Origin of the sequence: Gordonia sp. NPDC003585 (assembly GCF_040610755.1) — a bacterium.
In the GTDB taxonomy this organism is placed as follows: domain Bacteria; phylum Actinomycetota; class Actinomycetes; order Mycobacteriales; family Mycobacteriaceae; genus Gordonia.
The window spans coordinates 1-21,262 of sequence record NZ_JBEXMX010000074.1 but is presented as its reverse complement, the minus strand read 5'-3'; the positions used below and the strand labels follow the sequence as shown (position 1 = coordinate 21,262).

At 66.9% G+C, this 21,262-nt stretch carries 19 protein-coding genes; 6 read left to right on the top strand and 13 right to left on the bottom strand.

Translation table 11 applies throughout. The features are described 5' to 3' along the window. Window positions 1-65: 65 nt before the first annotated feature. From ABZW74_RS18605 to ABZW74_RS18590, 4 genes are all read left to right on the top strand, one after another. Window positions 66-632: a CoA pyrophosphatase gene (locus tag ABZW74_RS18605; protein ID WP_240857722.1), complete on the top strand. Its 567-nt coding sequence runs from the start codon at window positions 66-68 to the stop codon at window positions 630-632. A gap of 135 nt (window positions 633-767) precedes the next feature. After that, a complete protein-coding gene (locus ABZW74_RS18600; protein WP_355278297.1) occupies window positions 768-1,322 on the top strand; it encodes a YceI family protein in 555 nt (184 codons plus the stop codon). Between the two features lie 171 nt (window positions 1,323-1,493). Next, the gene (locus ABZW74_RS18595; RefSeq protein WP_355278294.1) at window positions 1,494-3,209 is read left to right on the top strand and encodes an adenylate/guanylate cyclase domain-containing protein; all 1,716 of its coding nucleotides are present in this window, start codon (window positions 1,494-1,496) and stop codon (window positions 3,207-3,209) included. A 72-nt stretch (window positions 3,210-3,281) separates the two neighbouring features. Continuing rightward, window positions 3,282-4,160, top strand: a complete 879-nt coding sequence (locus ABZW74_RS18590; RefSeq protein ID WP_355278291.1) for an oxidoreductase — start codon at window positions 3,282-3,284, stop codon at window positions 4,158-4,160. A 518-nt stretch (window positions 4,161-4,678) separates the two neighbouring features. Here the strand turns inward: ABZW74_RS18590 and ABZW74_RS18585 are convergent. The 5 genes from ABZW74_RS18585 to ABZW74_RS18565 all read right to left on the bottom strand — a co-directional run bounded on the left by ABZW74_RS18585 (window position 4,679) and on the right by ABZW74_RS18565 (window position 9,794). Beyond that, a complete protein-coding gene (locus tag ABZW74_RS18585; RefSeq protein ID WP_240857718.1) occupies window positions 4,679-5,191 on the bottom strand; it encodes a hypothetical protein in 513 nt (170 codons plus the stop codon). A 69-nt stretch (window positions 5,192-5,260) separates the two neighbouring features. Then, window positions 5,261-5,890 (bottom strand): alpha-ketoglutarate-dependent dioxygenase AlkB, encoded by a 630-nt coding sequence (locus ABZW74_RS18580; protein ID WP_240857717.1) that lies wholly within the window; start codon window positions 5,888-5,890, stop codon window positions 5,261-5,263. A gap of 111 nt (window positions 5,891-6,001) precedes the next feature. Further along, on the bottom strand, window positions 6,002-7,705 hold the full coding sequence (locus ABZW74_RS18575; RefSeq protein WP_355278288.1) for a GMC family oxidoreductase: 1,704 nt from the start codon (window positions 7,703-7,705) through the stop codon (window positions 6,002-6,004). Beyond that, window positions 7,702-9,219: an NAD(P)/FAD-dependent oxidoreductase gene (locus ABZW74_RS18570; protein ID WP_355278285.1), complete on the bottom strand. Its 1,518-nt coding sequence runs from the start codon at window positions 9,217-9,219 to the stop codon at window positions 7,702-7,704. The genes ABZW74_RS18575 and ABZW74_RS18570 overlap by 4 nt, the downstream gene beginning before the upstream one ends. Then, window positions 9,216-9,794 (bottom strand): TetR/AcrR family transcriptional regulator, encoded by a 579-nt coding sequence (locus ABZW74_RS18565; protein ID WP_355278282.1) that lies wholly within the window; start codon window positions 9,792-9,794, stop codon window positions 9,216-9,218. The genes ABZW74_RS18570 and ABZW74_RS18565 overlap by 4 nt, the downstream gene beginning before the upstream one ends. Window positions 9,795-9,877: 83 nt before the next feature. Between ABZW74_RS18565 and ABZW74_RS18560 the strand changes: the two genes are divergently transcribed. Beyond that, the gene (locus ABZW74_RS18560; protein ID WP_240857713.1) at window positions 9,878-10,861 is read left to right on the top strand and encodes an LLM class F420-dependent oxidoreductase; all 984 of its coding nucleotides are present in this window, start codon (window positions 9,878-9,880) and stop codon (window positions 10,859-10,861) included. A gap of 4 nt (window positions 10,862-10,865) precedes the next feature. On the opposite strand, the gene ABZW74_RS18555 is transcribed toward ABZW74_RS18560, so the two are convergent. Beyond that, complete coding sequence (locus tag ABZW74_RS18555; protein ID WP_240857712.1) at window positions 10,866-12,020, bottom strand: pyridoxal phosphate-dependent aminotransferase; 1,155 nt, start codon at window positions 12,018-12,020, stop codon at window positions 10,866-10,868. Between the two features lie 109 nt (window positions 12,021-12,129). On the opposite strand from ABZW74_RS18555, the gene ABZW74_RS18550 reads away from it, so the two are divergent. Continuing rightward, the gene (locus tag ABZW74_RS18550; RefSeq protein WP_355278279.1) at window positions 12,130-13,863 is read left to right on the top strand and encodes a serine/threonine-protein kinase; all 1,734 of its coding nucleotides are present in this window, start codon (window positions 12,130-12,132) and stop codon (window positions 13,861-13,863) included. Between the two features lie 18 nt (window positions 13,864-13,881). Here ABZW74_RS18550 and ABZW74_RS18545 read toward each other — a convergent pair whose 3' ends face one another. The 7 genes from ABZW74_RS18545 to ABZW74_RS18515 form a co-directional block, all read right to left on the bottom strand. Next, window positions 13,882-15,549, bottom strand: coding sequence for a DNA repair helicase XPB (locus tag ABZW74_RS18545; RefSeq protein WP_355278276.1), 1,668 nt, complete (start codon window positions 15,547-15,549; stop codon window positions 13,882-13,884). A 66-nt stretch (window positions 15,550-15,615) separates the two neighbouring features. Beyond that, window positions 15,616-16,536 carry an oxygenase MpaB family protein gene (locus tag ABZW74_RS18540; RefSeq protein WP_240857709.1) on the bottom strand — a complete coding sequence of 307 codons (921 nt, stop codon included), beginning with the start codon at window positions 16,534-16,536 and terminating at the stop codon, window positions 15,616-15,618. Beyond that, on the bottom strand, window positions 16,533-17,084 hold the full coding sequence (locus ABZW74_RS18535) for an oxygenase MpaB family protein (protein ID WP_355278272.1): 552 nt from the start codon (window positions 17,082-17,084) through the stop codon (window positions 16,533-16,535). The genes ABZW74_RS18540 and ABZW74_RS18535 overlap by 4 nt, the downstream gene beginning before the upstream one ends. After that, the gene (locus ABZW74_RS18530) at window positions 17,081-17,239 is read right to left on the bottom strand and encodes a hypothetical protein (protein ID WP_240857707.1); all 159 of its coding nucleotides are present in this window, start codon (window positions 17,237-17,239) and stop codon (window positions 17,081-17,083) included. The genes ABZW74_RS18535 and ABZW74_RS18530 overlap by 4 nt, the downstream gene beginning before the upstream one ends. A 524-nt stretch (window positions 17,240-17,763) precedes the next feature. Further along, window positions 17,764-18,387, bottom strand: coding sequence for a TetR/AcrR family transcriptional regulator (locus ABZW74_RS18525; RefSeq protein ID WP_240857706.1), 624 nt, complete (start codon window positions 18,385-18,387; stop codon window positions 17,764-17,766). A 91-nt stretch (window positions 18,388-18,478) separates the two neighbouring features. Beyond that, on the bottom strand, window positions 18,479-19,690 hold the full coding sequence (locus ABZW74_RS18520; RefSeq protein WP_355278268.1) for an RtcB family protein: 1,212 nt from the start codon (window positions 19,688-19,690) through the stop codon (window positions 18,479-18,481). A gap of 91 nt (window positions 19,691-19,781) precedes the next feature. Next, window positions 19,782-21,262, bottom strand: a 1,481-nt coding sequence (locus ABZW74_RS18515; RefSeq protein ID WP_355278265.1) for a helicase-associated domain-containing protein, incomplete at its 5' end; no start/stop codon positions are given.

Below are 21,262 nucleotides of genomic sequence, written 5' to 3'. Positions count from 1 at the left end.
CACCGACCAGCACGTGATCAACTGAAGGAATGGACCACCTCGACCGTGCCCAAGTGACCGCTCGCATGGCTGGCTTCGAACGCCGACCCGCTCCTGCCGCCGACACCCGGCCGGCCGCGGTTGCGGTGGTCATCGCCGAACGGGATGGTGCGCAGGGCATCTGGCTGATGAAGCGACCCGCCACCATGCGACGCCATGCCGCGCAGTACGCCCTGCCCGGCGGCCGGCTCGATCCCGGTGAGGACGCGATCACCGCCGGGTTGCGGGAGTTGCACGAGGAACTGGGCATCGAGCTCGACGCGTCGTCGGTGATCGGCTTGCTCGACGACTACCGGACGCGGTCGGGTTTCGTGATGACGCCGATCGTCTGCTGGGCCGACGACGCGTTCGAACCGGTGCCCAACCCGGACGAGGTGGCCCAGATCTTCTTCGTGACGTTCGACGAACTCGGCGTCGAACCGCGTTTCTTGACGATTCCGCAGTCGCCGCGGCCGGTGATTCAGCTGCCGATAGTCGGGGCACTGGTTCATGCGCCGACCGCCGCGGTCATCTATCAGTTCGCCGAGGTGGTCCTGCGGGAGCGCCACACTCGCGTCGATGGTTTCGAACAACCCGTTTTCGCCTGGTCATAGGCGCGCAACGCCGACTGTGGTGCGGATCACATCAACTCTTTTCACGGACCTGGAATCGAATCGGACCGCGGTCCGTTTAGAGTGGTGATGGGCCGAGACGGTCCACAGACCTGACAGACCTCAAGGAGAACCACAATGACTGCAGCAACCGTCACCGCTCCGATCGCAGCCGGCACCTGGACGATCGACCCTGTCCACTCCACCGTCGGCTTCTCTGTGAAGCACCTCATGGTGAGCAAGGTCCGCGGCAAGTTCGGCACCTTCAGCGGCACCATCACCGTCGCCGAGGACGGCACCCCGTCGGTGCAGGCCGAGATCGACGTCACCTCCATCAGCACCGGCAACGACCAGCGCGACGGCCACATCCGTTCGGCCGACTTCTTCGACGCGGAGAAGTTCCCGACGGCGACCTTCGTGTCCACCGGCGTTGCTCCCAAGGGCGATGATTACGTCCTGACCGGCGACTTCACCCTCAAGGGCGTCACCAAGCCGGTCGAGCTCGAACTCGAGTTCAACGGCGTGAACCCCGGCATGGGACAGGGCCCGGTCGCGGGCTTCGAGGCCAAGACCGTCATCAACCGCAAGGACTTCGGCATCGACATCGAGATGCCGCTCGAGGGTGGCGGCGTTGTCGTCGGTGACAAGGTCACCATCACCCTGGAGATCGAGGCAGGCCAGCCCGCCGCCTGATCCCACCTGGCTCGGCTTTGTCGGCATGACCTGTCGACATCGCCGATGAGTACGAGGCCGGCACCGCGAACATCCCCGCGGAGCCGGCCTCGTCGTCTTGGGCCGTATGGCGCTGTCTGATCTGCATCGCGCTCGGTACGCTGCGACTACCAGTGAAAGGTAGGAGCAGCGATGACACGAACGCGCGGGAGACGCGCTCGTGGGTTCTGGACGCGTCTGCGTCGTCGTCGTGCCTCCCTCGCCTGGGGTCTCGACAAGGTGTCGACGCCACGAGGCTGGGCGCGCATCGGGCCGGTCATGCGCACGCGAATCGCACGCTATGCCGTGGTGGTGGCGGTGTTGGCGATCGTGGGCAGCAACGCTCTGATCGGCCTCGAGACCTTCCTGCTTGTGCAACTCGCCTACAACGGCGGGCAACTGACCTTCGAAACCACGCTCGGGGCACCCAATTTCCCCGCGGTGATCTTCGCCGTGGTGGTCGGCATGGTCATCAACGTGGTGCTCGGCGTGGCAGTGTTGCGCCCGCAGTTGCAGTGGTTCATCAGCTGCGCACCGGCCGACCATGATCGGCGTCGGGCGGTGCAGCGCATTCCACGTCATCAGGTCTTCGGCACGATGGTCGCGTGGAGCGCGGCGGTGATCTGTTACGCGCTTGCGGCCGACGACCTCACCGTCAAGACGTTGTCCGGGGTGGCGGTGGCATTCACGATGGCCGGCTGTTCCAGCGGTTGCCTCACGTATCTGTTCGCCGAGCGTGCCGCGCGTCCGATGTCGGTTGCCGCGCTCCACGATTTCCCCGCCATCCACGTCTTGCACGGTGTTCGCGGCCGGATGCTGGCGGTGTGGGCGGTCAGTTCGGCGGTCCCGATGGTCGGGCTGCTGGTCGTGAATGTCGGACGCTGGACCGGAATGCTGCCCGACGTGCAAGGGGCGGTCGACTGGACGACGGTGGTGCTGGCCATCGTCGGACTGCTGGCCGGTGCGCGCGTGATCTTCTTGGTCGGCAAGGCCATCACCGATCCGCTAACCGAGATGCGCCGGGCCGTGGAACGTGTCGATCGCGGCGACCTCAACGCGCGGGTCCCGGTGTACGACTCGTCGGAACTCGGTGTGCTGCAACATGGTTTCAACGAGATGGTGGACGGCCTCGAGGAGCGGGACCGGATGCGCGAGATCTTCGCACGGCACGTCGGCGGCACGGTCGCCGAACTCGCGATGGAACGCGGACTCGGATTGCACGGCACCAAGGCGTACGTGGGAGTGCTCTTCGTGGACATCGTCGGCTCCACGGCGATCGCGGCCGAACGGGGACCCGACGACACCGCCCGCCTGCTCAACTCGTTCTTCGGAATCGTCGCCGACGTCGTCGACCAACATTCGGGTTTCGTCAACAAGTTCGAGGGTGATGCCGCACTTGCTGTGTTCGGTGCTCCCGTCGACATCAGCAATCCGGCGGCCGCGGCACTCGCGGCGGCGCGCGACCTCACCGACCGTCTCGCCGAGAACCTCGACATCGGCTGGGGGATCGGGGTGTCCTACGGCGAGGCGTTCGCCGGGAACATCGGCGCCGAGCAGCGCTACGAGTACACCGTGATCGGCGACCCGGTCAACGAGTGCGCCCGGCTCGCCGACATGGCCAAGACCGGTCGTATCTCGGTACTGGCCAGCGGTGCGGCGGTGCACACGGCGGGCGCCGAAGCGCAGCAGTGGCAGTTGCTCGGCACACGTGTGGTGCGCGGCCGGACCGAACCCACCGAATGCTTCGCGCCGGTCGAGGTGGTGGCGCGCACGCCGTCGGCCGGCCTGTTCTCCGGGCTGTTGAAACCGGCCCGACGACTGGTCGGCACCAACCCATTGCGATTGCCGCTCAACATGATCGGCTGGTGACGCAGGTTGCGTCGTTGACGCGGCGCGGTCTCGTCAACAGCGTGGGAAACACCACAACCGGGAGGATTGCACGTGAGTGACTGGGCGAGTGCGGACATCGAGGATCAGACGGGACGCAAGTTTGTGGTCACCGGCGCCAACAGCGGGCTGGGTGCGCAGACCGCGAAGGCCTTGGTCCGCGCGGGTGCCGAGGTGATCCTGGCGTGCCGCAACACCGCCAAGGCCGACGTGGTCGCAGCCGAGTTGGGGTCCAAGGCCACCGTCGCCCAACTCGACCTCGCCGATCTGAAATCCGTGCGCGCGTTCGCCGACGCCTTCGACGGCGCGGACGTCCTCGTCAACAACGCCGGCCTCATGGCTGTGCCGCTGAGTCGGACCGCCGATGGCTTCGAAATGCAGATCGGCACAAACCATCTCGGGCATTTCGCGCTCACCGGCCTGGTGTTGCCCAAGATCGCCGATCGCGTCGTCACCTTGTCGTCAGGTGCCCACCAGATCGGCCGCATCGACCTCGGTGATCTCAACTGGGAGAAGCGGCGCTACAAGCGTTGGCAGGCCTACGGCGACTCCAAGATGGCCAACCTTGTGTTCGGCAAGGAACTGGCCGCGCGGCTGTCGGCGAGCGGCTCGCCGGTGAAGTCACTCATCGCCCATCCGGGTTACGCCGCAACCGAATTGCAGGGTCGCACGGAGACCTTCAGCGATCGTTTGGCGCGCTTGGGTAACAAATTGCCGATCGCGCAATCGGCGGCCGACGGCGCGTTGCCGACCCTCTATGCCGCAACCGTTCCCGACGTGAAGTCCGGCGAGTTCTTCGGCCCGAAAAAGTATTTCGGACTCCAGGGCCCTCCCGGGCGGTCGCGCTACAACAAGAAGGCCGACGACGTCGCCTTCCGCGACGGCCTGTGGTCGCTGTCGGAGAAGCTCACCGGGGTGACGTTCGAGATCTGAGGCCTGGCTGATCCGAAGAGTTCGGTGACCGACGCTCTGACCTGGGCAAACGCCGCAGTGCTCTGTCCCTGAAAATAGGGGAAGAACTTCTTCCCCGGGGTTCACAGTCGTCCCCTAGAAATTCCTAGGGGAAAACTCCAAGGGTAGGGGACGAGTTTTCTTCCCCTACTTTCCGCGGGTGCCGCGAGCGTGCGGCGCGTTCCGCGGAACGCGCCGATCGATAGTCGCGAGCACCCCTTGAGCGGGAAGCGTCCGCGTGCGGCGAGACGGTTTCCGAGGCCGCCGCCGAGACGCATGGTCGGCGTGTCGCGATCCAGAAACCGCGTGTCTGGTGAGAAACCCGGTGCGCACCAGCGGTTTCCGATCACGCTGGCGGTATCTGGCCAAGAATGCGGTTACTGCGACGAGATCGCGCTCTTCCCGCCTCTACGATCGCTGACAACGTCGGCGGGTGGGTCGCAGATCCGAAGAGCGCTCCACCGCGCACTGTTGTGAGTGCGAGTTTCGCTCCGGTCCCCTTACTGCAGCGTGAACTTGATCGAGTTCGACGCACCCGAGACGCCGTCGGTGACGGTGATCTTGTAGTCGCCCGCGGTCTTCAGTTGGTACGACTTCACCGCCGTACAGTCGGCGGTTTTGGTGACGGCGGCCTTCTTGGGGATCTTCGGGCCCGACAGCACGACGGACATCTTGCACTCGTTGCCGTCGATGACATTGCCGGCGTCGATGGTCGAGTTCCACTTCACGCCGATGCGGGTGTTGCGCGGGTACACGCTCGGGCTGATCTCGGGAGTCTTGTTGGGCGTGTAGACCCACACGTTGATCGACTTGACGCCGTTCGGGGCGTCGGGACGACCCAGCTTGCCGTAGTGCTGCGGCTTTTTGCTCGAGGAGCCGAGAGCAGCACTGCCGGAATCCAGGCTTCCTGACGCGCTGCCGAACGGGTCGGCCGACGATGATCCGGCGGCGACGGTGATGGCGGATGCGGCAAGCATGGCGGCGGTGATCGAAGTCAGGTACGTGCGCTTCATCGAACTCTCTCAGGTCGGTTTATAACGATTCGATTAAAGCATGCGCGTCGACGTCGGCCGCAGTTCGGTTCACCACACACCGGGCGGACGGAACTGAACACTGATCCGCGGGCCGGCTCCGCGAGCCTTGGGAACTGCATGTTCCCAGGTCCGCTGGCAGCTGCCGCCCATCACCAGCAGATCGCCCGACGACAACGTGAATCGCAGCGACGCACCGCCCGTCCGTGGCCGCAGCGCGAGGACTCGCGGCGCACCGAGTGACAGGATCGCGACCATGGTGTCGTGCGTCGCGCCACGGCCGAACCGATCGCCGTGCCAGGCCACCGAGTCGGACCCGTCCCGGTAGAGACACAGCCCGGCGGTGGCGAATCCCTCGGGTAACTCGTCGCGGTAGTGGGCGCTGAGCGCCTGCCGGGCCTCGCTGAGCAGCGGCTCGGGCAGGGGTTGATCGGCCTGGAAGGTCGCGACGAGCCTCGGCACGTCGACGACGCGGTCGTACATGCGGCGACGTTCGGCCCGCCACGGCACGTACTCGTGCAGGGCGTCGAACAGCGGCACCGACGACCCCACCCAGCCCGGCCGTAAGTCCACCCAGGCGCCGTCGGACAGGTGTCGTCGGCGTGTGGCGCCGTGCAGTTCTCTCAGGGTCGGCGCCGACTCATCGGCGTCGAACAGCGACGTCTGCATGCCGGCGGTCATGGCGCGAGCTTACCGCACGCTCGAACAATTGTGCGATAACGCACGTCAGGGAGAGGAGGGGACCTGTCGAGATCAACCAGTGGTGGACAGCGCGCGTCGGTGGAAATCGGGTCACGCTCGCTGACGTACGGGCGTGATTGGCAGCCGCAGCGCCCCGGGCGCGTGGGTCGGAACCGTCGGGTGCAGCGGCTGCGTCGGCTCGATCGGCGAGTAGACGCTGCCGAGGGGTGGACGCCGATCCAGTTCGCCGGCATTGGGCCACATCGCGAGGGCGCGTTCGGCCTGGGCGGTGATGGTGAGCGACGGGTTGACGCCCAGGTTCGCCGACACCGTCGAACCGTCGACGACGTGCAGTCCCGGATGCCCGAACACGCGATGGTAGGCGTCGACCACACCATCGTCGGCGCTGGTGCCGATCGAGCATCCGCCGAGGAAGTGGGCGGTCATCGGGATGTTCAGCAGGTCGACGACGGAGCCGCCGGGATCGCCGTCGATCTCGCGGGCCACCGCCCGGACGGCCGTGTGTCCCTCCGGTATCCAGCGCGGTGGCGGATCTCCGGCGCCCGGCCGGCTGCGCAGGATCGGCCCGAATCTGCCTCGGCGCGAGGTCAATTCGATCGAGTTGTCGACCGTCTGCATCACCAGCGCGATGATCGTGCGTTCGGACCACCGGCGCACCGACAGGCTGCGGGCGGTGGTCAACGGATGCATGAGCATGACGATGATCGCCTTGAGGAGGCGCGGGATGCGTCCACCGCCGTCCACCAGAACCGCTTGCAAGAGCCCGATGAGGTTGCTGCCCTTGCCATATCGCACTGGCTCGATATGCGTGTGGTCGTTCGGGTGGAACGACGACGTGATCGCGACGCCGTGGCTGTAGTCGACGTCGCCGACGCTGCGCGCACTGGCGGCGAGGACGGCCTCGGAATTCGTCCGGACCACTCGGCCGAGCCGCGACGACAGCCTGGGTAGCCGTCCCCCGCGCTGCATGTCGAGCAGCAACTTGTTGGTCCCGTACGTACCGGCCGCGAGAACCACGTGGTCGGCGGTGAAAGTGTGGCGGGTTCGGCGTCGGCCGCTGCGATGGGCGTCGAGTACGTATCCGCCGCTGCCCTCGGGGGTGATGGCGTGAACCGTTGTCATGTCGATGATCTCGGCGCCCGCGGCCTCCGCGAGGTGCAGATAGTTCTTCACCAGCGTGTTCTTGGCGCCGACCCGGCAGCCGGTCATGCAGGCGCCGCATTCGGTGCAGCCGGTGCGGTCGGGGCCCGCGCCACCGAAGAACGGGTCGGCGACCGATTGGCCGGGTGTCCCGAAGAACACGCCCACCGGCGTCGGCACAAAGGTGTCGCCCGCGCCCATCTCGTCGGCGACGCGGCGCATCACCTCGTCGGCCGGGGTGACGTGCGGGTTGGTGGTGACGCCGAGCATGCGCGACGCCTGGTCGTAGTAGGGGTCGAGTTCGGTGGCCCAGTCGGTGATGGCACCCCAGTGCGGGTCGTCGAAGAACGCCGGCAACGGACGGTAGAGCGTGTTGGCATAGTTCAGCGAACCGCCGCCGACGCCCGCGCCGGCCATCACCAGCACGTCCCGCAGCAGGTGCATGCGCTGCACACCGAACAAGCCGAGCGCCGGCGCCCAGACATAGTCGCGCAGCCGCCAACTCGTCTTCGGTAGTTCGTCGTCGGCAAAACGCCGCCCGGACTCGATCACGCCGACGCGATAGCCCTTCTCGGTGAGGCGAAGTGCCGCTACCGAACCGCCGAAACCGGAGCCGACGACGACCACGTCGAAACGCCGTGGAGTGGTTGTCACCGAACGACTTCCACGTCGTCGACGGGATCGGCCATCAGACGCGACTCGCTGCGCAGGATGTGATCGGCGGGTTCGAAAGTGGCCATGAGCCGCCGGTAGGTGCTGGTGTAGTTCGGCCACATCACCGAGTTGTGACCGGTGTCGTCGAGGTACCAGCTCGAGCATCCGCCCGAATTCCACACGGTGCCATCGAGTTCCAGATCGAGATGGGCGTTGTAGTGGTCCTGTGCGGCCTGCGTGACCTCGACGGTCGTCTTGTTCATGCGTCGCAGGGTGCCGATCGTGGTGCTGACGTAGTCGGCCTGGGGTTCGAGCATGAGCACGATCGAGCTATGGCCGAGGTTGGTGTTGGGGCCGTACAGAAAGAACAGATTGGGAAATCCGTGAACGGACACACCGCGATATGCCCGGGGAGACCCGGCCCAGGTGTCGGCGAGGGTGTCGCCGGTGCGTCCGCGAATGGCCGACGCGATCGGGGGAGTGGTCGGGGTGAAGCCGGTCGCGAAGATCACCGTGTCGACCTTGTGTTCCACGCCCGCGTCGTCGATCGCACCGCCCGGTGTGAGGCCCGCGAGAGCGCCGGTGACGGTGACGTTCGGCCGCTGCAAAGCGGGAAACCACTTGTTGGTGAGGAGCATCCGCTTGCAGCCGATGGTGTAAGACGGCGTGAGTCGTCGTCGCAGGTCGCGGTCGTGCACCTGCACGCGCAGTTGGGTTTTCGCGATTGCCGTGGCGATCGGCAACAGCTGCGGGCGGCGCGCCATCAGCAGGACGTAGAACTCGCGGTAGGCCCAGACAAGCTTGCGCATCAGGCGGTGAGCGGCGGGAATGCGCCGGTAGAGCCCGCGTTCGAGCAGGCCGATGGATCGGTCGAGCCGCGGCACCACCCAGGCGGGTGTGCGTTGGAGAACGGTCAGGTGTTCCACCTTGTCGACGATCTCCGGGACGATCTGGATGGCCGACGCGCCGCTGCCGACGATCGCCACCCGCCGACCGTCCAGGCGATGGCGATGGTCCCAGTGCGCGCTGTGAAAGGTGTTGCCACCGAAGATGTCTGAACCCGGGACACTCGGTATGCCCGGCTCCGACAGCGCGCCCGGCGCAGCCACCAGGAAGCGGCATCGGATCGGGCCGTGTTCGGTCCGGACGGCCCACTCCTGGGCCGTGTCGTTCCACGTCGCATCGAGAAGCGCGCAGTTGTATCGGATCTCGTCAGCGAATCCGTCTGCGACGTCGCGCAGGTAGCGATAGATCTCGTGCTGACGACCGTAGGTGTGCGACCAGTCGGGGTTGGGGGCAAAGGACAGCGAGTACAGCGACGTCGGAACATCGCATGCGGCACCGGGATAGCTGTTCTCCCGCCACACCCCGCCGGCGGTCGCGGCGCGTTCGATGGCGAGGACGGATAGGTCCGGATGGTCGCGTCGAAGACTGTGCAGGGCGGCAAGACCGCCGAACCCGACGCCGACGACCAGCACGTCGACGCACACGGGGAGACGACTGACGGCGTTCATGGGTTGAGGAGGTCCTTCCAGACGGGCAGTAGTCGGGCAATGAAGTCGCGGTTGGCGGCCGGGCTGCGCAGGATCGAGGACACCGCGATGCCACGGGCCAACTCCGCGCTGAGTGCGATCTGTTCGGGTGTGTAGAGATCGCCGAAGAGTTCGAGCGTGCCGGTGGCGATGGCGTCGGAGACCTTCTGTTCCAGCGGGACCATCGCGGCCCGCAGGACCGGCTCGGTGCGGGCGGCCACCCACAGTTCGAGCGCCGCGTCGAAGAGTGGTCCGCTGAACGCCTCGAGAAGGATCTCGATGTCCTCGTCGCCGGTCCGCGGTCGGGAGAGGAGTTCGGTCATCCGACGGTCGACGAGATGTGCAACGGCCGCGACGACGAGCGATTCGCGGGTGGGGAAGTGGTGCAGGAGCGCGCCGCGCGAGATCCCCGCACGCCGGTTGACCTCCTGCGTGGTGGTGCGCGCGTAGCCAACGTCGACCAGCGACTGGATCGTCGCGTCGAGCACCAAGGTGCGCGTCGCGGCGCTGCGTTGCGCCTGGCTGCGCCGTGGTCGTGGTTCAGGTTCCTCGCTCACGGTGGTGATGCTAGCGAGAAACCTACAAACAGTCCAGACTGATTGTAAGTTCGGTCCGTTCCGGGTGGCGTAGGTTGGAACCCATGCGTTTCGGCATGTTCATTCCGCAGGGTTGGCGTCTGGATCTGGTCGGCATCGAGCCGTCCGCGCAATGGCAGACGATGTCGTCGGTCGCCGGCGCGGCCGAGAAGAACGACTGGGACTCGGTATGGGTCTACGACCACTTCCACACGGTTCCGCTGCCGACCGACGAGGCGACCCACGAGGCGTGGACGCTGGTCTCGGCACTCGCGGCGACGACGAGCCGTGTCGACATCGGGCAGATGTGCACCGCGATGAGCTACCGCAATCCGATGTACCTCGCCAAGGTCGCCGCGACCGCCGATCTGATTTCCGGCGGCCGTGTCCAGATGGGTATCGGCGGCGGCTGGTACGAGCACGAGTGGCGCGCCTACGGATACGGATTCCCTTCGGCGGGTGAGCGTCTCGGGCGGCTCGACGAGGGTGTGCAGATCATGCGGCGGGCGTGGGCGGACGGTCGGGCCACCTTCGCGGGCAAGCACTACACCGTCGACGACGCGATCTGCGCGCCCCGTCCGACCAACGGCTCCATCCCGCTCTGGATCGCCGGAGGTGGCGAACGCAAGACGCTACGGATCGCCGCTCAGCACGCCGACTACACCAACTTCGACGGCACCCCCGATGGGTTCGCGCACAAATCGCAAGTGCTGCAACAGCATTGTGCCGATATCGGCCGCGACTTCGACGCGATCACCCGCTCGGCCAACTACAACGTGATCCTCGCCGAGTCGGCGGCGGAGGTCGACCGCAAGCTCGACGACCTGCAGGCGACCTACGCCAAGACCGTCGGCGACGACATGGCTGCCGCCACCATGGGCGCCTTCCGTGGCATGCCGGGGGTCGGGACGCCGGAGCAGGTGGTCGAGAACCTCACCGCGCTTGCCGCACAGGGTATGTCGTATGCGATCTGCTACTTCCCGAACGTCGCTTATGACCGCGGCGACGTCGAGTTGTTCGAGCAGCAGGTGATGCCGGCGCTGCGGTGAGCGCTCACAACCTCCGCAACCGCTCCGCCGCTTCCGCGATGACGTCGGCCCGTTTGGCAAACGCGAAGCGCACCATGTGCTGCCAGGGTGCGCGGTCGTCGGCGAAGACGCTGACCGGCACGGCGGCCACTCCGACCAGTCCGGGGAGCGAGCGGCACAGCTCGACGCCGTCGGAGTAGCCGAGTGGTCGAGGGTCGGCGCAGACGAAGTACGTTGCCTCGCTGCGGTGGACGCCGAACCCGGCATCGCTCAACGCCGCCGACAGCAGATCGCGCTGCTTCGCCAACGAAGCGGCCGACGATGCCACCCAGTCCATCTCATGATCCAGTGCATGGGCCACCGCCGGCTGAAACGGTCCCGAACCGACGTAGGACATGTACTGCTTGGCGGTCCGGGCGGCGGCCACGAGTTCGCGCGGGCCACTGATCCAGCCGACCTTCCATCCGGTGCAGTTGAATGTCTTGGCCGCGCTGGAGATCCGCAGGGTGCGCTCGCGCATCCCGGGCAGCGTCGCGAGGGGTGTGTGCGTGCGACCGTCGAAGAGCAGATGCTCGTACACCTCGTCGGTGACCGCGATGACGTCGTGCTCGATGCAGAGGCGGGCGATCTCGGCGAGGTCGTCGTCGTGCAGCACGGTCCCGGTCGGGTTGTGCGGTGAGTTGACGATGATCATCGCGGTCTGCGGGCCGAACGCGTGGGCGAGACGGTCGCGGTCGAGGACAAAACCGGCTCCGTCGGCCACCAGCGGCACCGTGCGTCGAACACCGCCGGCCATGGCGACGGTCGCGGCGTAGGCGTCGTAATACGGCTCGATCATCACGACCTCACGGCCGGGTTCCACGAGCCCGACGACGGCTCCCGCGATCGCCTCGGTGGCCCCGACCGTCACCAGAACCTCGGCGTCGGGGTCGTAGTCGAGGCCGTAGTGGGAGCGCTGATGCGCCGACACCGCGGCGCGCAGTTCGGGCACTCCGATCCCCGGCGGGTACTGATTGCGGCCGCCGGTGATGGCTGCTTTCGCGGCGTCCAGCATCGACGCCGGACCGTCGGTGTCGGGGAAGCCCTGACCCAGATTGACCGCGTCGTGGGTGACCGCCAGCGCCGACATCTCGGCGAAGATGGTGGTGGCGAAGGGTCGCAGGCGTTCAACGGTTGCCATGGACCCAGGCTGTCATACTTGTCATTCGAGGATCCCCGCGCTATCGCGGCCTCCGGGCCTCGGATGACAGACTGGGACATCTCGCGAGTCGATCGGATGAGGAGAGTGGATGCCGCGCAGTCCGGGCGAACAATTTGCCGGCTACACCATCATCAAGCTCATCGGTCGCGGCGGTATGGGCGAGATCTATCTGGCGCGCCATCCCCACCTGCCCCGCAACGAAGCGCTCAAGGTGCTGCCCGGCGAGCTGAGCCGCGATCCTATGTATCGGCAGCGGTTTGTGCGGGAGGCCGAACTCGCGTCGAGCGTCGTGCATCCGGCGATCGTCACGATCTTCAACTCCGGCGAGTACGACGGTCACCTGTGGATCGCCATGGAGTTCATCGACGGGATCGACGGCCTCAAGTTGCTTCGCCGCCATCAGCGCGGGCTGCCGGTGTCGACGGTGATCGCGGTGGTGAGTTCGGTTGCGGCGGCCCTCGACCGCGCCCACGCCACCGGTCTGCTGCACCGCGACGTCAAGCCTGCCAACATCCTGCTGCAGGACGCGGAGGGGCCCGAGCCTCGAGTGCTGCTTGCCGACTTCGGCATCGCGAAGTCGCAGCAGGACGTCAGCAATCTCACCTCGACCAACATGTTCCTGGGCACCGTCGCCTACGCCGCCCCCGAACAGCTTCTCGGCGACCCGGTGGACGGCCGGTCCGACCAGTATTCGCTGGCGGCCACCGTGTTCGAATTCCTCACCGGGCGTCCGCCCTTCCAGGGTGCGAACTCGGCGTCGATCATCGCCCATCACCTGAACAGCTCGGCGCCGCACGCGAGCAGCGCCCGCCCGGAGATCTCGCCCGCCGTCGACGACGTCCTCGACCGCGCGCTCGCGAAGTCGCCGTCCGATCGGTTCGAGTCGTGTCGGGCTTTCGCGTCGGCCCTCGAGAAGGCGCTGGCCTCGCCCGCGGCGAGCAGCACGCTGCCTCCGCCCCCGCCGCACCGTCCGGCGCCGGCGTTGCGCAAACCCCCGCCGCCGCCACCTCAGCAGGCGCCGATGGGTGGTCAACGGCCAGGTGGTCCCCCGCCCGGTCAACCCCCGCCGACCCCCGGCTATCCGTACCCGATGGGCGGGCCGCCGCCGAGTGGGCCGATGGCGGCCCAGCCGCCGAGCGGGCCGTTCAGTGCGCCGATACCGGCCCAACCCGAACGCGGCTCGGGCGTCCTCATCGGCCTGAGTGTGGCCGCGGTGGTGTTGTTGATCGCGATCGTCGCCGGCGTCATCTACGTCGGCAAATCGATCTCCGACGCCGCAGACAAGGCCGACACGACATCCGACCGCACTGCTGCCACGACGGTGCGCGACGGCACCACCGTTGTGCCCGACGGAAACCCGGCGACCCGAACGACCGATTCCTCACCACAGCCGATCACCGGTCCGTCCGAGATCACGCCCGGCGAATGCCTCGCCATCGCCACCCAGCCGGGGTCGGCGGGCACCGTGCTCGCGTCGAAGGTCGATTGCGATTCGGCCGGCCTGAACTTCTACGCCGGCGAGGTCATCGCGTCGAGTGCGTCGTGTTCGAGTGACAAGAGCGCGATCATCACTTTCCCGTCGTCGAATCAGAAGCTCTGCCTCACACCGAATTTCATTCAGTCACTGTGCTACCAGGTGCCGACGAACGGCGGCTCGCTCGCGGACTATCAGGAGGTCTCCTGCTCCGGCCCGGCGGGCGCGAACACGACATTGGCCAGGGTGACCCGGCGTTCGGATGCATCGATCTCGTGCGAACCGGCAGAGTCGCGGTGGACCTTCTCCCGGCCACAATCGATCGGTTACTGTCTCGCCGAGGTGTGATCCCCGCCGGCCAGCGTCCTAGTTCGACGCCTCGTCACCGATGGCGGGTCCCAAGAGGTCGTCGGCGTCGGTGATCCGGTAGGCGTACCCCTGCTCGGCGAGGAAGCGCTGACGGTGGGCGGCGTAGTCGGCATCGAGGGTGTCGCGGGACACCACCGAGTAGAAGTGTGCTTGTCCGCCATCGGATTTGGGACGCAGCAGGCGTCCGAGCCGCTGTGCCTCCTCCTGCCGTGAACCGAAGGTGCCCGACACCTGCACCGCCACCGACGCCTCGGGGAGGTCGATGGAGAAGTTCGCCACCTTGGACACGACGAGGGTCTGCAGTTCGCCGGACCGGAATTGGTCGAACAGCACCTCGCGATCCTTGTTCTTGGTGGAGCCCTGGATCACCGGGGCGTCGAGTTCGCGGCCGAGTTCCTCGAGCTGGTCGATGTAGGCGCCGATGACCAGCGTCTGGGAACCGTTGTGCCGGGCCAGGATCGACTTCACGACGTTGACCTTGGTGTGGGCGGTGGAGCAGAGTTTGTACTTCTCCTCCGGCTCGGCGACGGCGTACTGGAGACGTTCGTTGTCGGTGAGGGTCACCCGGACCTCGATGCACTCGGCGGGCGCGATCCAGCCCTGCGCTTCGATGTCCTTCCACGGGGCGTCGTAGCGCTTGGGGCCGATGAGGCTGAACACGTCGCCCTCGCGGCCGTCTTCGCGCACGAGGGTGGCGGTGAGTCCGAGGCGTCGTCGGGATTGCAGGTCGGCGGTCATCCGGAACACCGGGGCAGGCAGGAGGTGTACCTCGTCGTAGATGATGAGACCCCAGTCGCGGGAGTCGAACAGATCGAGATTTCGGTACTCCCCCTTCGACTTTCGGGTCATCACCTGATAGGTCGCGATGGTGACCGGCCGGATCTCCTTGCGTTCGCCGGAGTACTCGCCGATCTCCTCCTCGGTGAGCGTGGTGCGGGCGATGAGCTCACGCTTCCACTGACGTCCGGCGACCGTGTTGGTGACCAGGATCAGCGTGGTGGCACCCGCCTTGGCCATCGCGGCGGCGCCCACCATCGTCTTGCCCGCGCCGCAGGGCAGGACCACCACGCCGGAGCCGCCGGCCCAAAAGGAGTCCGCGGCCATCTCCTGATAGTCGCGCAGGTGCCAGTTGCCCTCATCGAGTGCGATGGGGTGGGCCTCACCGTCGACGTAGCCGGCCAGGTCCTCGGCCGGCCATCCGACCTTGAGCAGGATCTGCTTGAGGCGGCCACGCTCTGACGGATGCACGACGACGGTGTCGTCGTCGATGCGCGCGCCGAGCATCGGGGCGACCTTCTTGTTGCGCAGCACCTCCTCGAGGACGGCGCGGTCGAGGCTGACCAGCGTCAGGCCCTGGCTGGGGTGCTTGACCAGCTGCAGCCGGCCGAACCGGCCCATGGTGTCGACGACGTCCATCAGCAGCGGCTGCGGCACGGCATAGCGCGAGTACGTGACGAGGGCGTCGACCACCTGCTCGGCGTCGTGGCCGGCTGCCCGCGCATTCCACAGGGCCAGCGGGGTCACCCGATAGGTGTGTACGTGTTCGGGCGCGCGTTCCAACTCGGCGAAGGGTGCGATCGCCGCACGGGCCGCGGGGGCGTCGGGGTGGTCGACCTCGAGCAGCAGCGTCTTGTCGGATTGCACGATCAGGGGTCCATCGGTCACCCGATCCATTGTCCAGGTCAGTGCAAATCCGGGCCACCCCGTTCACCGCCCGCGGAAACGAGTGAATCAGAAAACGCGCAGACCCAGCCGACGTCGGACGCGCAGGTCGAGCAGGTTCAGATGCAGCATGCCCTTGACGACGGGTCCGAGGATCGGGTCGACGAGGCGGAATCCGGCGAGCGTGGCCCGGTAACGACGTGCGTCACGCTCGGTCCATTCCCACCCCATGAGGTCGCGGACCTCCTCGGGCAGTCCGCCGCTGATCACATAGGTCAGGAAGGAACCCAGCGTCACGTGCGCCAGCGTCCCGAGTCGCCCGACGCGATACTCGAGGAACGACAGGTCCGACAAGCTCTGCAACTCCTCGCGGACCGGTGGATCGATGCGTAGGCGTGTCACCTCGTCGTTCCAGTAGCGGATCAGCGCGTCGTAGCTGTGCGGCCACTTCGACACCGGCACGTTGAGCGCGGTCCCCAATGGGTGACCCATGCGCACCACCAGCTCCTTCTCCCGCGCCGACAGCGGACCGTAGAGGAGTTCGTACTGGTCGATGAAGTACTTCAGCAGGCAGACGGCGACCCAGAGCTGCAGTCGCGCGTCGCTCGCGCTGTAGCGGACCGGGCTCTGCGCGGTCGAGTACACCTGCTGGTGGATTCGGCCGACCTCTCGGTGGACATACGCCTGATCGTCGGCGTTGCCGAGGAGCGCCACCGCCAGGAAGGTGCCGGTGGTGCGGCCGCGTTTGATGGGTCGTTTGATGGCGTTGCCGGAGTCGACGCGGCTCTCGTTGACGCCGTATCCGACCTTCGGGTTGGCCAGCTGCATGATCACGTTCGCGCCGGCGATGGTCGGTCCGAGGCCGGTGACGAGGTCGGCGGGTTGCCGAATCGGGCGACGACGCCGGGCGCGCGGGATCGCGGCCACGAGGTCGTGCTGGTAGGTGTCGACGACGTCGGGCGGATCGATGAACTCGGGCGCCGCGGTCATGGCTTGGCCGCCTCTCGTGTGGTGAAGAAGTCCGGCAGCTTCGGGGTCGGGGTGATACGCCGGAACGGATACCGATCGGTGCACAGATTGCGTTCCAGGACGTCGTCGACCACATGCCAGTAATACGCCCAGAATTCGACGCGGGTGGGCGGAATGACGCGTTCGGACTCGCCGAGGACTCGTGCGGTGCGTTTCCAGTCCTCGTAGAGGGCGTCCTCGAGTTCGTCGTCGACCCGCCCGCCGAACGCCCGACGGATGTCGGCCTGCGTCGAGTAGCCGGTCGCGGCCACCCAGAGGAATGCGTCGGCGTTCAGGGCGTGATACGAACGTCCTTGATTGTCAACATCTTTCACCTGGCTGTGGATCGCGCGTAGATGTTCGGAAGCGACGCGGGCACCCTCGTCGCCGTGCCCGCCGTAGATGGCGAACATCGTCTTGAACCGCCGGGTCAGGGTGCCCCACCGGTCGGTGTCGAATCTGGAGTGTTGGCCCACACCCGCCCCGACCACGGGGTGGGCCACCTCCAACCAGATGGTCGACCGTTTCATTCGGACCCGCTCGCTGCGCTCCCGGCGTCCAGGGCGCCGAACAGGCCACGCCAGTCGTTGCCGTACTGCCAGCTGGCCGAATCCGGCCCCAACGGCTGGGCCGATGGTTCCGCCGATCCGACGTCGTCGCTCGATCCGGAATGTCTGGTGTCCACTCGCATCGTCGCGCCCCCGAATCCTGTCTGATAGATAAGGCGGCGCTAGTCTATCAAAATGAGACGTGGAGCACACTCAACCTCGTGGTGGCGATCGTGGAGGTGGGAAGAGTGCGGCCTCGCTACAGAAACCGCACTTGTTGCCAGAAACCGCCGGTGCGGCCAGAAACCGCTGGTGCGCCTCGGGTTTCTGACCAGACACGCGGTTTCTGAAAGCGCGACACGCCGACGACGCGCCCCGGGGGTGGGAGAAGCTGCCGTCGCGACCACGATCTTGGGCGCCCGCGCAAACCCTTCTCGCCCGACGGTCTGCTGAGATCTGCTCGCACGTCGAGCACAGAAGGCGCTATCCGCCGCACAAGAAACTAGGGGAAGAAAACTCGTCCCCTACCCCTGGTGTCTTCCCCCAGAAATTTCTCGCGGACGACTACAAACCCCGGGGAAGAACTTCTTCCCCTAGATTCTGCGGGCACGGCACTAACGTATTTGCCCAGTTCAGCGCTGTGGTCACCGAACTCTTCGAGTCAGCGACCGGTCGCTTGGAGCAGCGGGACCAGGTAGGTCTGCGCGAAGCGCCGTGCTGCGGCGGGGTCGGCGATGGGGATGGCGCTGTCGTCGGGCGCTTCGATGAGGGAGTTCATCAGGCGGGAGATCATCTCGCCGACGATGACGAGGTCGAGGTCGGCGGGCAGTCGGCCCGCCTCTTGCCACGGCCGGAGGCTGGTGGCGATTGTCGAGCGGCCGAGGCTGATGATCGTCGCGTCGTTCAGGAACGCCGACAATTCGGCGGCCTCGCCGGACTCGCGCAGATTTCGGGTGAGGAGTTTGGGTTGTGAGGCTTCGTGGACGAAGGCGGTGAAAGTCTCGACGACAAGTTCCTCGGGGCCCGACGCCGATGCACCCGCAGCCGACAGGAGATTTCCGAGCCGGATCGCCTCGTCGATGATCGCGTAGCGGACGATGCGCTTGCGGTGGCCGAATCGCCGGTAGACCGTGGCGACCCCCACCCCGGCTGCGTGCGCGATGTCTTCCATTGTGGTGTCGGCGAATCCGCTCTCGGAGAATCGGATTCGCGCGGCGGTCACGATCTTGCGCGCAGTGGGGTCGAGGTTGCCGGGCAATTCCCACGGCGAGTCCGCGTCGGTCATCGGATTCCTCGGAAACGTTGCACCCGACCAGTTTACGTCCACGCCGAAGGCCACCCGGGATCGGAGGTGCCTCCGACCCCGGGCAACCATCTCAACCCTTGACACACACCACCTGGCGCAGGCGGGCGACGACCTCCACGAGATCGGTCTGCGCGGCGATCACCGAATCGATGTCCTTGTACGCGGCCGGGATCTCGTCGACCACACCCGCGTCCTTCCGCGACTCGACACCTTGGGTCTGGGCCACCAAGTCCTCGGCGGTGAACATCTTGCGTGCCTTGCTCCGGCTCATCGTCCGCCCCGCGCCGTGCGACGCGGAGTAGAACGAGTCGACCGACCCGAGGCCGCGCACCACGTACGAACCGGTACCCATCGACCCGGGGATCAACCCCAGCTCGCCTGCCACGGCGCGGATGGCGCCCTTGCGGGTGACGAGCAACTCAAGGCCGTCGATGTGCTCGGTGGCCACGTAGTTGTGGTGGCAGCTGATCGGCTCGTCGAACACGACGCGCCGCTGCGCGAAGCTCTCCCGGACCGCACTGCACACAAGCGCCAGCATGACCCGGCGGTTGCGCGCAGCGTATTCCTGCGCCCAGTCGAGGTCGTGTCGGTAGGCATCCATCTCCGCTGTCCCGGAGACGAATACGGCAAGATCACGATCGGACGGGTCCGCGTTGTGGGGCAGCTTCGCCGCGATGGACATGTGCCGCTCGGCGAGTTCCTTGCCGATGTTGCGCGACCCCGAGTGCAGCATGATCCACACATGGGATTCGGCACCGTCGGCGGGCTCGTCGAGGCAGATCTCGATGAAGTGGTTGCCGCCACCGAGGGTGCCCATCTGCTTGCCGGCGCGGGTATCGAGTTGCCGCACACCGCGATGCAGATCAGCGAACCGGGACCAGAATCCGTCCCAGCCGCCGCCGACCTGCAGTCGCCGGATGTTGACCGGCTCCTTGTGCGACGTGAAGCCCACCGGCACCTTCGCCTCGATGGCGCCGCGCAGTCCGGAGAGGTCGTCGGGCAGGTCCGACGCGGTGAGATCGGTTCGGACGGCTGCCATCCCGCATCCGATGTCGACGCCGACCGCAGCCGGGCACACGGCATCGCGCATGGCGATGACCGAGCCGACGGTGGCGCCCTTGCCGACATGGACGTCGGGCATCACCCGGACCCCGTGTACCCACGGCAGAGCAGACACCCGGCGGAGCTGGTTGAGCGCCTGGTACTCGATCGACGTCTCGTCGGCCCACAGCAGGGTGGAGGCGGACGCGCCGGAAAGGGGTACCGGGAACTGGGTGTTCATGATTCTTCCTGTGGTCGTGAGGTATTCGCCACGGGTGTGGCTCGACCACCGTACGCGCGCGGTGGACGGCGGTCGAGCGAGTTTCTCGAGCTCAGTTGTCCAGCAGTTCGATGCTGGTGATCCGGTGCAGCGAGAAGCGTTGTTCGTCGTCGGTGCCATCTTCGAGTGCGACGAGCTGTCCCGCGCCCAGGGTGCGTGGGCTCACCACGTGGCGGCTGGCCGATCCCTGGGCGTCGACGTACCCGACACGCAGGCGCCGGTTGGCCCGTAGCGCCAATTGGATCAGGGCCGTCGAGCTCTCGCCGCCGCCGACCGCCCGAACCGGGGCGCGCGAGGTGCCGGCCGGCGTGGCGGCATCAGCGCGGTCGTGAGATCGCATGCGGTTGACCACATTTCGGATCTGCTCGGCCGACGGTGGGGTGCGTCTGGGTGGCAGGTGCCGGTTCTGGCGCGCAACGTTCACCCGGCTGCCGTGCTGCCGCAGGTCGACGATGGTGCCCGACGAATCCTCGCCGGCCGGCGCGAATCCGGCTGCACGCAGTTGGTCGAGCACGGCACGGAGCTCCGACGGTGATACGGCGACGGTCGGCGCCAGGGCGCGCAGGGCGAGGGGTTCGGCTGCCGGAGAACGAAGTACGGCCGCCATCGTGGTGGCGTCCTCGCATCGGATGAACGAGGATGCGATCCCGACCCGCAGTTGGCCATGCTTGCGGCCGACGTCTTCGATCAGGTAGGTCAGCGACTGGGGGACCGGTGTGCGGGAATGGGTGGTGAACATGGCGACCAGTTCGCTGCTGCTGCGCCCGGCATCCAGGGCGCGTCGTACGCTCTCCTCGGAGACGCGGTAAACCGAAGCGGCGCCGCCGGATTCGAGATCGGCGACGAGTTCCACCTGTTCGGCGAGTTCGGGTGTCATCGGTCCGGGTACGGTCAACGTGAGGTCGGCTTGGGTCAGGAAGTGGTCCACGGGTTCGGGGAGGGCCGCGTGCATGGCCTTGTGGGTGGCGGCCTCGATGTCAGTGGGATCGCCGTCGGCGATGGCCGCCCGGCCGACCGCGGTGAGCGCCCCGTGTGCGACGACACCGAGTTGTCTTGCCTCATCCAGGGTTTCGCGGACCGTCGACAGCAGAAAGCGGCGCATCTGACGCGGTCGGCGCCACTGTAGCGCCGCGGTGGTCGCCTCCGGTGAGACAGTGACCGCCGGGCGGGCATCGGCGAGGGTGGACAGGACGAGTCGTCGGTGAATGGGGGCGTAGGCGTCGTGGAGTTCGCCGCCGAGCGCCGCCAGGGTGGTCCCGTCGATACCTGGCTCGCCGACCCGCCATGCGTTGCGGGGCATGTGCAACCACGCGTCGAGCAGTGCGGCCCACTGCCTTTCGCGTGGCTGGTGCAGCCAGCTGTCGGCGGACGCGGTGGGCGCAAAGGCTTGTTCCCCGGTGTCGCCCGCCGGCGGTGGTTCCGGGAATCCGGCGTCGATGAGGCGCAGGTAACCGGCGAGTTCGGCAAGAAGGGCAACGCGGCCCTGATCCAGGCCGGTGACCTTGGCCAGGCGGCGCAGCTCGCGAACTCCGA

What these genes read in the sequence shown, in the direction of transcription:
- ABZW74_RS18580 (WP_240857717.1), bottom strand. Translation starts at nt 5,890, where the DNA reads ATGACCGCCGGCATGCAGACGTCGCTGTTCGACGCCGATGAGTCGGCG.
- ABZW74_RS18600 (WP_355278297.1), top strand. Translation starts at nt 768, where the DNA reads ATGACTGCAGCAACCGTCACCGCTCCGATCGCAGCCGGCACCTGGACG.
- ABZW74_RS18540 (WP_240857709.1), bottom strand. Translation starts at nt 16,536, where the DNA reads ATGACCGCGGCGCCCGAGTTCATCGATCCGCCCGACGTCGTCGACACC.
- ABZW74_RS18535 (WP_355278272.1), bottom strand. Translation starts at nt 17,084, where the DNA reads ATGAAACGGTCGACCATCTGGTTGGAGGTGGCCCACCCCGTGGTCGGG.
- ABZW74_RS18560 (WP_240857713.1), top strand. Translation starts at nt 9,878, where the DNA reads ATGCGTTTCGGCATGTTCATTCCGCAGGGTTGGCGTCTGGATCTGGTC.
- ABZW74_RS18525 (WP_240857706.1), bottom strand. Translation starts at nt 18,387, where the DNA reads ATGACCGACGCGGACTCGCCGTGGGAATTGCCCGGCAACCTCGACCCC.
- ABZW74_RS18570 (WP_355278285.1), bottom strand. Translation starts at nt 9,219, where the DNA reads ATGAACGCCGTCAGTCGTCTCCCCGTGTGCGTCGACGTGCTGGTCGTC.
- ABZW74_RS18595 (WP_355278294.1), top strand. Translation starts at nt 1,494, where the DNA reads ATGACACGAACGCGCGGGAGACGCGCTCGTGGGTTCTGGACGCGTCTG.
- ABZW74_RS18605 (WP_240857722.1), top strand. Translation starts at nt 66, where the DNA reads ATGGCTGGCTTCGAACGCCGACCCGCTCCTGCCGCCGACACCCGGCCG.
- ABZW74_RS18585 (WP_240857718.1), bottom strand. Translation starts at nt 5,191, where the DNA reads ATGAAGCGCACGTACCTGACTTCGATCACCGCCGCCATGCTTGCCGCA.
- ABZW74_RS18550 (WP_355278279.1), top strand. Translation starts at nt 12,130, where the DNA reads ATGCCGCGCAGTCCGGGCGAACAATTTGCCGGCTACACCATCATCAAG.
- ABZW74_RS18555 (WP_240857712.1), bottom strand. Translation starts at nt 12,020, where the DNA reads ATGGCAACCGTTGAACGCCTGCGACCCTTCGCCACCACCATCTTCGCC.
- ABZW74_RS18520 (WP_355278268.1), bottom strand. Translation starts at nt 19,690, where the DNA reads ATGAACACCCAGTTCCCGGTACCCCTTTCCGGCGCGTCCGCCTCCACC.